This is a genomic window from Streptomyces sp. NPDC057616 (assembly GCF_042800575.1).
GTDB lineage: Bacteria > Actinomycetota > Actinomycetes > Streptomycetales > Streptomycetaceae > Streptomyces.
Map to the genome: position 1 here is coordinate 26,212 of NZ_JBHVGU010000061.1, position 12,689 is coordinate 38,900.

A 12,689-nucleotide genomic window follows, 5' to 3' on the forward strand; every position below is an offset into this window, starting at 1 on the left:
CCCTCCCGAGGGCGCTCCGACCGCGGGTGTCACTTCTGGTGCGCGCGCAGTGCGGCCAGGGCGCGGTCCGCGTGCGTGTTCATGCGCAGTTCGCTGTGGACCGCCTCGAGGACGGTGCGGTCCTGCGCGACGACGAACGTGACCCGCTTGGTGGGCGCGAGGCTGAACCCCCGCTTCACGCCGAACCGTTCACGGATCGTGCCGTCGGTGTCGGACAGCAGCGGCATGCCGAGGTTGTGGCGGCCGGTGAACTCCTGCTGCTTCTCCACGGTGTCGCCGCTGATGCCCACGGGCCGCGCGCCGACGGCGGCGAACTCGGCGGCCAGGTCACGGAAGTGGCAGGCCTCCGCGGTGCAGCCGGCGGTCATGGCGGCCGGGTAGAAGAAGAGCACGACCGGACCGTCGGCCAGCAGCTCGGACAGCTTGCGCGAGGTCCCGGTCTCGTCCGGCAGCTCGAAGTCCTCGATGGTGTCGCCGACGTTCACGCGCTGGCTCATGCCCGGCCCTCCCCGTTCTTCGCGACGCTGCGGGCCCACATGACGAGGGGCAGCTGCAACGGGAGCCGTCCGATGGCGGCGGCCTTCTTGGGCGCGGGCTCGTCGCGCCAGTCGTAGGCCATCTTCACGTTGGCCGGGAACACTCCGACGAAGAACGCGGCCGTGGCGAGCGCGGCGGCCCTGCGGGTGCGCGGCAGGACCACTCCGGCGGCCAGGGCGAGTTCGACGGCGCCGCTCGCGTACGTCCATGTCCTGGGGCTGCCCGGCAGTGAGCGCGGGACGATCGCGTCGTACTGGCGCGGCTGGGCGAAGTGTGTGACGCCCGCGGCGGCCAGCAGGCCGGCGAGCAGCAGGGGCGAGCGTTCGGACCGTGGCACGGTTCCTCCTCTGATGACCTGCACCCGGATGTTACCCGAGGGTAGAACGAGGGCTTCCGGTGGCATGTCCCCTTCCGGACACCGGCTTCCGGACACCGGCGTCAGGTCCGCCGGTTGTGCGTTCCCGGCGTGTAGCCGAACGAGCGGCGGAAGACGTCGATGAAGGCGCTGGCGGAGGACCAGCCGCAGTGGTGCGCGACCGTCGTGACGGGGGTGTCGTCGGCCAGCATGCGCAGGGCGTGGAACAGGCGGGACTGGGTGCGCCACTGCGGGAAGGTCATCCCGAACTCGCTGCGGAAGAGGCGGCTGAGGGTGCGCTCGCCGGCCCCGGTCGCGGCACCGAGGGCGGCGAGAGTGCGTTGTTCGCCCGGGTTCGCGTGGACGATCTCGCAGACTGCCGCCAGCCGGGGGTCGGTTGGCGTGGGCAGGCGCATCGGCTGCTGCGGTGAGGCGCGCAACTGGTCGCGCAGCACGGCGAGCAGACGGCGGCGTTCCGGGCTCACGTCGTCGGGGTCGCGGGTGTAGGCGAGGACCAGTTCGCGCAGCAGGGGACTGACCGCGAGAACGGTCGGGGCGTCCCGGGCGAGCGGGTTGTCCCGCGCCGACAGGCCCACCAGGTGCAGGTCGAGGTGACCGTACGCACGGTGGGCGTGGACGGTGCCCGCGGGGACCCAGATGGCGCGGGTGCCCGGGGCGAACCAGGTACCGGCGTCGGTGGTCACGGCCACCACGCCGGAGCCGGCGTAGACGATCTGGTGCTCGTCGTGCCGGTGCGCGTCGATGCTCTCACCGGCGGCCAGGCTCCTGGCCCGGGTCGGCGCTTTCGGCGAGTGGCGGATGTCCGACACAACCAGGCAGATTACCGGAAGCGGGCCAGTGGTCGTGCCGACGACGATCGCAGGGTGTCCAGACGTCCCAACCGATCCATCACCCTGCTCGCCCTGGGGCACGCCTGTGTCGACGTGTACCAAGGGGCGGTGGCCGCGCTCGTGCCCTTCTTCGTCGCGGAGCGCGCCTACTCCTATGCCGCGGCCTCGGGCATCGTCCTGGCCGCCGCCCTGCTGTCGACGGTGGTGCAGCCCCTCTTCGGGGTGCTCACCGACCGCCGCCCGATGCCGTGGCTGCTGCCGCTCAGCGCGCTGACCGGCGGCGCCGGGGTGGCTCTGAGCGGGGTCGGCGGCTCCTACGCGCTGACGCTCGCCGCGGTCGCGGTGTCCGGCATCGGCGTCGCCGCCTACCACCCCGAGGCCGCCCGCGCCGCACGCGCCGCCGCCGGCGGCAGCAACACGGCCATGGGCTGGTTCTCCCTCGGCGGCAACGTCGGCTTCGCCCTCGCCCCGCCACTCGTCGCGGCCGTCGTCGCCACCGGAGGTCTCGGGGCCTCTCCCCTGCTGGTCCTCCCGGCCGTGGCGGGGGCGGCGCTCTGCGCGGCCGCGGTCCGCTCGCCGGGCGGCCGCGGGACGGTCATCCGCACCGCCCCGGCCACCGGCGTCGACGACTGGCCGTCGTTCGCGCGCCTCTCCGGCGCGATCGTCTGCCGCTCGATCGTCTTCGTCGGCCTCGGCGCCTTCATCTCGCTCTACGTCCGGCAGCGGACGGGCGGCGGTGAAGTGGCGGGCACGGCAGCCCTGTTCGTGCTGTACGCGGGCGGTGCGCTCGGCACACTGGCGGGAGGCCGGCTCGCCGACCGGTACGGGCGCCTCTCCGTGGTGCGCCGCTCCTACGCCCTGACCGTGCTCGCCGTCGCGGGCGTGCTCCTCGTCCCCGGCCCGGCGGTCTACCTGTTCGTCGCGCTCACGTCGGCGGGCCTGTACGTGCCCTTCGCCCTGCACATCACGCTCGGCCAGGACTACCTGCCGCGCCGGCCGGGCACCGCGAGCGGAGTCACCCTGGGCCTCGCCGTCAGCGTGGGCGGACTCGCCACCCCTGCGCTGGGTGCGCTGGCCGACGCGTCGTCGTTGCGGATGGCTCTCGTGCCGCTGATCGCTCTGCCCGCGGTGGGCCGGCTGCTTCTCCGGGGGTTGCGGGAGCCGACGGCGGCGATGGGGCAATCGGCAGCGCACCGGCTGCCGCGACGGGATGGGCGGCGTTCGGCAGCGACGTGAGCCCGCCGGACGTTCAGACGGTGCCCGTCCGGGCGATCGCCGGCTTCTCAGTGTCCTCGTCGACCCCGATGTCGGCGTCGGCGTCGGCGTCGATGGAGTGGGAGAGGAAGTCGTCCACCATGCGGTGGAACAGGGTGGCCAACTGCCGCAATTCCTCCGGCTTCCAGCCGGCCAGCGCGTGCTGCATGCCGCGGACTCCGGCGTCCCGCACGCGTCCGATGGCCTGCTGTCCCGCCTCGGTGAGCTGGATGCGCTGGGCCCGGCGGTCGTCCGGGTCGGGAACACGGGTGACGTAACCGGACTTCTGCAGCTGCTGCACGGTGCGGGTGACGTGGGACGCCTCCACTCCCAGCCGGTTGGCGAGCTCCCCCGGACGCAGCGGATCCGCGTCCGCGACCTGCCGCAGCAACGCCACCGCCGCCCGGTCCAGCGGCACACCGGCCAGGGCCATCAGCCGGTCGTGCTGCCGCGCGCGCGTGCTCAGGTAGGTGATGCGGGTGAGCGCCCGCTCGATCTCGATCACCTCGCCGGACGCGGGGGCCTTGGGGAGTTCGGGGAGCGGTGGTGTGGCCATGCACCCACGGTACCATATCGTTGCGTAACTCAAGCAAATCACTTCCGCGTCGGCGCTCATGGGCGCCGGCCGGGCCTCACCGGTGCCGTCCGGGTGTCACCGGTGCCAACCACAACCCCACGACCGCGTCGGCGAGACCGGTGGCGGCGTCGTCCCAGTGCGAGCGGGGCGTGGCCCTGTTCTCGGCGACCGCCCGCTCCCGTTCGGCGGGCATGTGCACGATCAGGTGGCGCGCCATCTCGCCGCGCTCGGCGCGGACTTCCGCGGGAAGGTCGGGCAGGCACCGGTTCAGGCCGTCGATGCACTGCTGCAGGGACGGGGAGGCGAAGGACTCCTCCAGCATGATCTCGTGGAGCGCCGGGTCGGTCATCGCCTGCGCGCAGAACCGCGCGAACCAGGTGGGGCCACCGAGGGTTCCGAGATGCTCGGGCAGCGGGCGCACCAGGCAGTCCACCCAGTCCCGTACGTCGGTGGAGTCACCGATCCCGGCCAGCAGACGGCACCGGATCTCCTCGGTGTGCGCCGCGTGCCTGCGGATGATCGCCCGGACCAGATCGGCCTTGGTGCCGAAGTGGTAGCCGACGGCGGTGTTGTTGCCCTGCCCCGCCGCCTCGCTGACCTGGCGGTTGGACACCGCGTTCACCCCGCGCTCGGCGAACAGCCGCTCGGCCGCCGTCAGGATCAGCTCGCGGGTCGCGTCGGCCCGTTCCGCGCGTACCGTCCTGCCGGCCATGCTCACCACCGCATCGGGACTTCGCTCAGGCCTGCGACGGCCAGTCCCTCGAACCGCCGCGGTCCGCCGGCAGCGCGGCAGGTTCCAGCCCCGAAAGCCTACGCAACGGCACGTCGGGAGCGGTGTGCGGCCGGGCGCGGACCGGCGCGGGCGGACGGCCGCACGGGCCCTCTCCCGTCGCCCTCGGGCGCGGGCACTCACCCGCAAGGCCCCGCGCCGTCGTGGCCGCGGGTGAGTGGCTCGAACGGCCGTCCGCCCGCGCCTGACCTCGCACCTTCCTCCCGGAAGGGCGTTCGCGCCGCCCGGCAGGGACGTCTTCCGCCCGACGCTCCCGCCGGTCTTCGCCCACCATGGCTTCCAGGACGGGAACCTTGCGACGACGGGAACCGACACCATGACCATCCGCGTGCTGCTCGCCGACGACCAGGCCCTCCTGCGCGCCGCGTTACGGATTCTGCTCGACTCCTGCGACGACATGGAGCTGGTCGCCGAGGCCACCTGCGGCGGCGAGGCCGTCGCCCTCGCGCGCGTGCACCGCCCGGACGTCGTCCTGATGGACATCCGCGTGCCCGGCACCGACAGCCTGACCGCCACGTCCGAGATCTGCGCCGACCCGGGGCTGCCGGAGACCCGCGTACTGATCCTCACCACGCACGAGATCGACTCCGGTGTCGCCGAGGCGCTGCGCGCCGGCGCGAGCGGCTTCCTCGGCAAGGACGTGACCGCCGATGCCCTGCTCGACGGCATCCGGACCGTGGCCCGGGGCGACTCGCTGCTCTCACCGCTCGCCACGCGCGCGTTGATCACCCGTTTCCTGGGCGCTCCCGCCGCGGATGCTCAGCAGAGCGCGGCAGCGGGCCTCGCCGCGCTCACCGGCCGCGATCGCGACGTGATGACCTGGGTCGCGGAGGGCCGCTCGAACGCGGAGATCGCCGTGCAGCTCGACGTCAGTCCGCTCGCGGTACGCACCCATGTCCGCCGCGTCATGGCCGAGTTGGGCGTCCGCGACCGCGCCCAGCTCGTCGTCATGGCCCATCGGTCCGGCATGTTCCCTGCGCAGCCGTCGATGAGAACCTGATGTCTCAGCCCACGGAGAGCTTGTCCAGCCACTGCTCCAGCAGGGCCGACTCGGCCGCCGTGAAGCGCGGCGACTGTTCGGCGCGCAGGCGGGCGGCGAGCGTCGCGGCCGCCACCGGGACGGCGCTGTCCTCCTGGTCCCCTTCATGCCGACCGTCGGCGTCGGCCGGACGGGTCAGGGAGGCCAGCACGGCGTCGCGCAACCGCTCGGAGAACTGCGGGTCCGCGTACTGCTCCGGTCTGGTCAGCATCGACAGGGCCGCTCCGACATTGGCGGACATGATCATCTGGGTGGCGAGGGCGGGCGGGACGGTGAGCCTGCCCGCGGCGGCGCAGCGTTCGAGGATGCCGTGCAGCAGTTCGTGCGCCTCCTGGGCCGCGGCGGGCGGGACCGTCAGCTCGGGCGAGTACATCAGCCGGTAGTGGTTGGGGTGCTCCAGCGCGAAGCGCATGTGGTTGTCCCAGCCGCTCCTGAGGTCGGCGACGGGGTCGTCGCTGGGCCGTGCCGCCCGCTTGGAGGCGAGGTACTCCTCGAAACCGCGGTCGACGACGGCGGCCAGCAGGCCGGCCTTGTCGCCGAAGAGCCGGTACAGCATCGGCGCGCCCACTCCGGCCGCGTCGCACACCGCACGCGTCGAGACATCGGCGGCCGGCGCCTTGGCCAGCAGCTTCGTGGCCGCTTCCAGGATCTTTTCCCTCGCATCCATGGGTCCACGGTACGCCATCCGTAGCGGCGATACGAATGCGGGTACACCAACGCTACGAATCTGTGTTATCGTCGATACGAGAACGACGTAGCAACGCTAACACCCATGGATCGAAGGATGCAGCCATGACCAGTCAGCCCCACACGGACCAGCGCGTCGCCATCGTGACGGGCGGATCGCGAGGCATCGGACGACAGGTGGCCCAGCGCCTGGCCGCCGACGGATTCGCCGTCGCCGTCGGATACGCGGGCAACAAGGACGCGGCCGAGGACGTCGTCCGCACCATCGAGGCGACGGGCGGCCGCGCGTTCGCCGCCCGCGCGGACGTCGGCGACGAGACCGAGGTCGCCGCCCTGTTCGACCGGACCGAGGCCGAGTACGGCGGCGTGGACGCCGTGGTGCACGCCGCCGGCCGGATGCCCCTGTCCCCCGTGGCCGAGCTCGACCTCGGCGAACTCGACTCGCTGTACCGCACCAACATCCGCGGCACGTTCGTCGTCGACCAGCAGGCCGCCCGCCGGCTGCGCCCGGGAGGCGCGCTGGTCAACTTCTCCTCGTCGGTCCTCGGCCTCGCCTTCCCCGGCTACGGCGCCTACGCCGCGACCAAGGGGGCGGTCGAGGCGCTGACGCTGATCCTCGCCCGCGAGCTGCGCGGCCGTGACGTGACCGTGAACGCGGTGGCGCCCGGCCCCACCGCCACCGACCTCTTCCTCGACGGCAAGGACGAGGAGACCGTCGCCCGGCTGGCCGCACAGCCGCCGCTGGAGCGCCTGGGCACGCCGGACGACATCGCCAACGTCGTGTCCTTCCTCGCCGGCCCCGAGGGCCACTGGGTCAACGGCCAGGTCCTGCGGGCCAACGGCGGCATCATCTGACGGCCCACGCCGCCCTTCGAAGACCTCGAAAGCTCACCTGCGCTTGGCAGGCTCACATCCGAAAGGAACCGTCATGAGTGACGGCAAGGTCGTACTCGTCACCGGCGCCTCCAGCGGTTTCGGCGCCCTCACGGTCCGCGCGCTCGCCGATCGCGGACACACCGTCTACGCGGGCATGCGCGCCCTCGACACGCGCAACGCCCGCGCCGCCGCCGACCTGGCCGCGCACGCCGCCGAGCACGGCGTCGACCTGAGGGCGGTGGAGCTGGACGTGACCCGGCAGGACAGCGCGGACGCGGCCGTCGCCCGCGTCGTGGACGAGCAGGGGCGCCTCGACGTCCTGATCCACAACGCCGGACACATGGTGCTGGGCCCCGCCGAGGCATTCACCCCCGAGCAGCTGGCGGACGTCTACGACACGAACGTGCTCGGCACCCAGCGCGTCAACCGGGCCGCTCTGCCCCAGCTGCGCAGCCAGGGGCAGGGGCACGTGGTGTGGATCGGCTCCTCCAGCACACGGGGCGGCACCCCGCCCTTCCTCGCGCCCTACTTCGCGGCGAAGGCCGCCATGGACGCGCTCGCGGTGAGCTACGCCGCAGAGCTCATACGGTTCGGGATCGACACCTCGATCGTCGTGCCGGGCGCCTTCACCTCGGGCACGAACCACTTCGCCCACGCCGGAACACCGGCCGACGCCGAGCGTGCCGCCGTCTACGACGCGAAGTACAAGGCACTGATGGCGGATGTGAACGGGCGGCTGGCCGGGCTGATGCCGCCGGACGCCGACGTCGCCGACGTGGCGAAGGCCGTCGTGCACACCGTCGAACTGCCGCCCGGTGAGCGGCCGTTCCGGGTTCACGTCGACCCGAGCCGGGACGGCAGCGAGGTCGTCTCCGCCGTGGCCGACCGGATACGGGTGGAGTTCTTCCGCCGGGCCGGGCTGGAGGATTTGCTGACCCCGGTGAGCAGTCTGTAGGCAGCGCCGTTCAGGGGAAACCGGCGGGCGGGGCGAATGGCGGCGGGCCGCGGCGTCGACACCTCACCCCGTGACGCTCCCCTTGATCCCGCCCATGCTCGCCACCCCCGGCACCCTGCCGCCCACCGCACAGGACGCCCGCTGGGCCTATGAGACCAAGCAGGACGGCCAGCGCGTGGTGGCCTACCTGGAAGGGGACGGCGGCATCCGGCTGCGCGCGCGGTCCGGGGAGGACATCACCGCCGCGTATCCCGAGCTGCGGCCGCTCGGCACGGCGCTCGCTGCGACGCCGGCCGTGCTGGACGGTGAGGTACTGGCGCTGGACGAACAGGGCCGCGCCGACTTCCAGTTGCTCCAGTCCCGGATGGGACTCGCCCACTCCCCCGCCAAGGCCGCCCGCCAGGCTGCGAAGGTGCCCGTCCATCTGGTGCTGTTCGACGTGATGCATCTGGAGGGACGGAGCATCACCGGCCTCCCCTACCTCCGAAGGCGCCGGTGGCTGGAGGAGCTCGGTCTCGACGGGCCGTTCTGGTCCACTCCCTCCGCACTGGTCGGGCACGGCGAGCAGGCCCTGCGGGCCACCCTTGAGCACGGCCTGGAGGGCCTGGTCTGCAAGCGGCTGGACTCGGTGTACGAGCCAGGGGTGCGGTCCCGGTCCTGGATCAAGATCCGCAACATGCGGAGCGAGGACGTGATCGTGGGTGGCTGGCTGCCCGGCAGGGGACGGTTGTCGGGACTGCCCGGGGCCGTCCTGGTCGGGCAGCGGGCGGGCGGACGGCTCCGGTACGTCGGCGGGGTCGGCACCGGCTGGAGCGAGGCCGAGCGGAGCCGGCTCGCCGAGCTGCTGCGGGCGGCGGAGACCACCGAGTGCCCCTTCGACCCCGCCCCCGCGGTCGCGGGCGCGCACTGGGTGCTGCCCCGGCTGGTCGGCGAGGTCCGCTACAGCACCCGCACCCGGGCCGGACTGCTGCGCCAGCCGTCCTGGCTGCGGCTGCGGCCCGACCTCGCACCGGAGGACTCCGCGGCGGACCTGCCCGGCGAATCCGCCTGACACACCGTCACGGCCCAAGTATTGGGCTGGGCTTCACCACTGGTACGTCTGTCACCTCTTGGCGCGGAAGGGGAAACTCGGGATGCTGAACTCCCTTGCCCCCCACCGCCGTTCGGCCCTGTCCGGACGAAGAGGAGGACGCCGTGGCGTCACCGAAGTTCACGACGAACCGCAGAAGGCTCCTGGTCGGCCTGGCCGGTGCCGCCGCCCTCGTCCTGGCGGTCCCCACCGCCGCCTTCGCCGCGCCGCCGCAGGCGCTGCCCGCCAATGCGGAGGCGGCCGAGTTCACGTACCAGCCGGCGTTCGACTACGACACGGACGGCTGCTACTCCACGCCCGCGATCGGCCCCGACGGCACGATCAACGGCGGCCTCAAGCCGACCGGCGCGCTCAACGGGAACTGCCACGACGCCTCCGACCTGGACAACACCAACAGCTACTCGCGCTACAAGTGCAACAACGGCTGGTGCGCGTACATGTACGGCCTGTACTTCGAGAAGGACCAGGCCCTCGCCGGCAGCAGCATCGGCGGGCACCGCAACGACTGGGAGCATGTGGTGATCTGGGTGCAGGACAACCAGGTCAAGTACGTCTCGACGTCGAACCACGGCTCGTTCACCGTGCACGGCGCCTCCGAGGTCCGCTTCGAGGGCAGCCACGCGAAGATCGTCTACCACAAGGACGGCATCGGCACGCACTGCTTCCGGCTGGCGAACTCCAACGACGAGCCGCCGGAGAACGACAAGCACACCTGGCAGTACCCGCCGCTGGTCGGCTGGAACGGCTACCCCGCCGGGCTGCGCGACAAGCTGAGCGCGTACGACTTCGGCAGTGCCAACTTCGGCCTGAAGGACAGCAACTTCGCCTCGCACCTGTCGTCGGCCAAGCCGTCCGGGATCACGTTCGACCCGAACGCCTGACGGCGCGACCGCGCACCGGTCCGCTCGTTCCACAGCTCCCGGGGGCATGCTGGCTCCGGAAGCTGCGGAAGGGCGGATCATGACGGACGGGAGAAGCACGAGCCGTGGGCGGCTGTCGCGGCGGAGCCTGCTGGCCGCGGCGGGACTCCTCGGCCTGGCGGGTGCGGCGGCCCCGGCCAGGGGGAACGGCTACACCATGCCCGTCCTCACCTTCGCCGACCCGGACACCCACCGCAGGCTCGGCAGCCTCCACACAACCGCGGTCATGGCCCTGGCCGACACGCACACCATCCGCGCGGACCCGGCCGTGTACGACAAGGCGGGACTGCTGGCCTATCCGCCGGGCACCGTCGTACGGGCGGGTGGCGGATACCCCGCGCCGCAGCGGTGGACCCGGGACGCGGCCGTCAACGCGTGGAGCGCGGCGAGTCTGCTGGCGCCGGACGTCGGCCGCAACACCCTGTGGTCGGTCGTAGACCGCGGACCGCACGGGCCCGTCGTGCAGCAGGACGACCAGTGGTGGGACCAGGTCGTGTGGATCCTGGCGGCTCGTCACCACTACCGGGTCACCGGCGATCGCGACTTCCTAGCCGAGGCCGCACGCGCCGCCACCAACACCCTCGCCGCACGCCGGGACAGCGACTTCGACTCGGCGCGCGGCCTGTTCCGGGGACCGTCCTTCATGAACGACGGCATCTCCGGCTATCCGGACCCGCCCGCCGCCGCGGACGTGCACTCCTCGTTCGTACTCGACCACCCCGGCACCGAACGCCTGATCTGCCTGTCGACCAACTGCCTCTACTTCGGGGCGCATTCGGCGCTGGCGGACATGGCCGGCAGGCTCGGTGAGCCGGAGCGGGCACGGTCCCTGCGGGCCGAGGCGGCGCGCCTGCGGGAGGCGGTGCACCGGTGGCTGTGGCGCGAGGAGGCGGGCACGTACGCCTATCTCCTCCACGACGACGACACGGTCGACACCTCCCAGGAGGGCGCCGGTCTCGCCCTCGCCCTCCTGTGCGGCGTCGCCGACCGCAGACGGGCGCGCCGGGTCCTCGACACCACCCACTGGCAGCCGCACGGCATCGTCAACGTCTGGCCGCACTTCCCGCGCTTCGACGACCGCCGACCGGGACGGCACAACGTCATGGTGTGGCCCATGGTCCACGGTCTCTACGGCAACGCCGCCGCCGAAGCGGGCCGTACGGACCTGTTCGCGCGCTCGGTCGAGCAGCTCGCCGGCCTGGTGGCGGGCAGCGGCGACGGCTTCTACGAGCTGTACGACTCCATCAGCGGCGCGGCGGACGGAGGTTGGCAGGAGGGCGGCAGCGGACGGGCCGAGCACTTCGACTCGGAGCCCGACCAGACCTGGTCGGTCACCGCGTATCTGCGGCTGCTGCACGAGGGGCTGTTCGGGCTGGCCTTCGCCGAGGACGCCGTACGGCTGCGGCCGTGTCTGCCGCCGCACTGGGGGCCGGTGAGCCTGCGCGGTCTGCGCTACCGGGAGATGACCCTCGACATCGCCCTCAGCGGCGGCGGGAGCCGGGTACGGTCGTGCGCGATCGACGGGCGTCCAGCCAAGCCCCTCCTCCCTGCCGACGGGACCGGACATCACACCCTGGACCTGGTCCTCGAGGTCTAGGCACCCGCGCGCGGCCCTAGGGCCGAAGGCGTGCAAGGACTGGTTCCCGCGCCCGATCCGCCGCCGCGGGGCGCTGCCTAGCGTCGACCTCATGGAGACGAGCGACACGAGCGGACAGCTCGAAGAAGCCCTGGAACGGGTCCATGCGACGGGACCGGAGCGCCACGGCCGGCTCTCCAACCACGCCCCGATGGTCGTCGAGGCGCTTGCCGCCCGCGGGCAGGCAGGCTCCGTGCACCGCTGGCTGGACCTGTACCGCAGCAAGCTCGAGGACTTCCCGGACCGGGTGGCACCCGTCACGGACGACAACTGGCCCGCGGCACTGGGCGACATGCGCCGGGCCGCCGACTGGATCGACCACTTCACGCGTGCCTTCGACGAGCGCCCCTGGAGAGGCGTCCTCGCCGAATGGTGGCCGCGGCTGCTCCCCGGCATGTACGGCGGGGCGACGCATCCGGTCATCCGGGTCGGTCATGCCGTACGCACCCTGGAGGCCGGCGAGAACGCGCCCCGTCGCGCCGAACTCGCCCACGCCCTGGGCTACTGGGCCGCCCGCCACCACACCGTCACCGGCGTCACCGCCCTGCCCGCGGCGCCGACGGCCGCGGCATCCCTGGACGCCGTCCCCGCCATCCCGGCGGGGCATCAGGGGTTCCCGGCCCGGCTCGCCGCCGTACGCCAACTCCCCTTGTGGGCCACGGATGTGACCGAACCTGAGACGGCCCGGGAGCGGCTCACCGAGCTGGTGACGGCCGCGACACACCGCTACGCCACCCACGGGCACGGCGAGGCGACCATGCTCGTCCATGCCGCGACCGCGCCCAACGCCGTGCTGCGTACGCTGGATTCGCTGCCGCAGGAGCTGTGGGCGCCGAGTCTGCACGCGGCGTGGACGGCGTCCGCGGCGGTCACCGCGATGTACGCACCGGCCGCGCCGGTCGACTACCGGCCGCCGGCGCGGCTGAGCGCCGAGGAGGTCGTGGAGCGGGCCCTCGCGCACGGCGACGAGCACGTCATCAAGTTCACCGACACGGCCCTGGACGTCGGCGACGAGCGGGCCCTCGCGGCGGCCCAGCGGGCGATCGAGCTCAGCGTTCCGCTGGTCTGACCTCGGAAGCGGAAGCAGGTCTGGAGGGGGCCGGGGGTCCGGCGAACCCCTCC

General features: G+C 72.7%; 14 protein-coding genes. 8 read left to right on the top strand and 6 right to left on the bottom strand.

Annotated elements, in window-relative coordinates:
• Positions 1–29 precede the first annotated feature (29 nt).
• The 3 genes from ACFU97_RS43240 to ACFU97_RS43250 all read right to left on the bottom strand — a co-directional run bounded on the left by ACFU97_RS43240 (position 30) and on the right by ACFU97_RS43250 (position 1,722).
• Complete coding sequence (locus ACFU97_RS43240; protein ID WP_384268039.1) at positions 30–497, bottom strand: peroxiredoxin; 468 nt, start codon at positions 495–497, stop codon at positions 30–32.
• Positions 494–874: a DoxX family protein gene (locus tag ACFU97_RS43245; protein WP_384268042.1), complete on the bottom strand. Its 381-nt coding sequence runs from the start codon at positions 872–874 to the stop codon at positions 494–496. Before ACFU97_RS43245 ends, ACFU97_RS43240 begins: the two co-directional genes overlap by 4 nt.
• Before the next feature lie 101 nt (positions 875–975).
• Positions 976–1,722 carry an AraC family transcriptional regulator gene (locus ACFU97_RS43250; protein WP_384268045.1) on the bottom strand — a complete coding sequence of 249 codons (747 nt, stop codon included), beginning with the start codon at positions 1,720–1,722 and terminating at the stop codon, positions 976–978.
• Positions 1,723–1,776: 54 nt separating this feature from the next.
• Between ACFU97_RS43250 and ACFU97_RS43255 the strand changes: the two genes are divergently transcribed.
• On the top strand, positions 1,777–2,979 hold the full coding sequence (locus ACFU97_RS43255) for an MFS transporter (protein WP_384268047.1): 1,203 nt from the start codon (positions 1,777–1,779) through the stop codon (positions 2,977–2,979).
• 13 nt (positions 2,980–2,992) lie between these two features.
• Here ACFU97_RS43255 and ACFU97_RS43260 read toward each other — a convergent pair whose 3' ends face one another.
• Entirely contained in the window at positions 2,993–3,553 is a 561-nt protein-coding gene (locus tag ACFU97_RS43260) for a MarR family winged helix-turn-helix transcriptional regulator (protein WP_384268049.1), read from the bottom strand.
• 76 nt (positions 3,554–3,629) lie between these two features.
• Entirely contained in the window at positions 3,630–4,286 is a 657-nt protein-coding gene (locus ACFU97_RS43265; protein ID WP_384268052.1) for a TetR/AcrR family transcriptional regulator, read from the bottom strand.
• Between the two features lie 394 nt (positions 4,287–4,680).
• Between ACFU97_RS43265 and ACFU97_RS43270 the strand changes: the two genes are divergently transcribed.
• Positions 4,681–5,364, top strand: a complete 684-nt coding sequence (locus tag ACFU97_RS43270) for a response regulator (RefSeq protein ID WP_384268054.1) — start codon at positions 4,681–4,683, stop codon at positions 5,362–5,364.
• A gap of 4 nt (positions 5,365–5,368) precedes the next feature.
• Here ACFU97_RS43270 and ACFU97_RS43275 read toward each other — a convergent pair whose 3' ends face one another.
• Positions 5,369–6,070, bottom strand: a complete 702-nt coding sequence (locus tag ACFU97_RS43275) for a TetR/AcrR family transcriptional regulator (RefSeq protein WP_384268056.1) — start codon at positions 6,068–6,070, stop codon at positions 5,369–5,371.
• A 125-nt stretch (positions 6,071–6,195) separates the two neighbouring features.
• Between ACFU97_RS43275 and ACFU97_RS43280 the strand changes: the two genes are divergently transcribed.
• The 6 genes from ACFU97_RS43280 to ACFU97_RS43305 all read left to right on the top strand — a co-directional run bounded on the left by ACFU97_RS43280 (position 6,196) and on the right by ACFU97_RS43305 (position 12,636).
• Entirely contained in the window at positions 6,196–6,945 is a 750-nt protein-coding gene (locus tag ACFU97_RS43280) for an SDR family oxidoreductase (protein ID WP_384268059.1), read from the top strand.
• A 73-nt stretch (positions 6,946–7,018) separates the two neighbouring features.
• On the top strand, positions 7,019–7,921 hold the full coding sequence (locus tag ACFU97_RS43285) for an SDR family oxidoreductase (protein ID WP_384268061.1): 903 nt from the start codon (positions 7,019–7,021) through the stop codon (positions 7,919–7,921).
• 70 nt (positions 7,922–7,991) lie between these two features.
• Complete coding sequence (ligD, locus tag ACFU97_RS43290; RefSeq protein ID WP_384268064.1) at positions 7,992–8,972, top strand: non-homologous end-joining DNA ligase; 981 nt, start codon at positions 7,992–7,994, stop codon at positions 8,970–8,972.
• A 143-nt stretch (positions 8,973–9,115) separates the two neighbouring features.
• Complete coding sequence (locus tag ACFU97_RS43295) at positions 9,116–9,892, top strand: NPP1 family protein (protein WP_384268066.1); 777 nt, start codon at positions 9,116–9,118, stop codon at positions 9,890–9,892.
• A 79-nt stretch (positions 9,893–9,971) separates the two neighbouring features.
• Positions 9,972–11,528 carry a glycosyl hydrolase family 65 protein gene (locus ACFU97_RS43300; RefSeq protein ID WP_384268069.1) on the top strand — a complete coding sequence of 519 codons (1,557 nt, stop codon included), beginning with the start codon at positions 9,972–9,974 and terminating at the stop codon, positions 11,526–11,528.
• Positions 11,529–11,619: 91 nt separating this feature from the next.
• Complete coding sequence (locus ACFU97_RS43305) at positions 11,620–12,636, top strand: questin oxidase family protein (RefSeq protein WP_384268071.1); 1,017 nt, start codon at positions 11,620–11,622, stop codon at positions 12,634–12,636.
• The last annotated feature ends 53 nt before the right edge of the window (positions 12,637–12,689 follow it).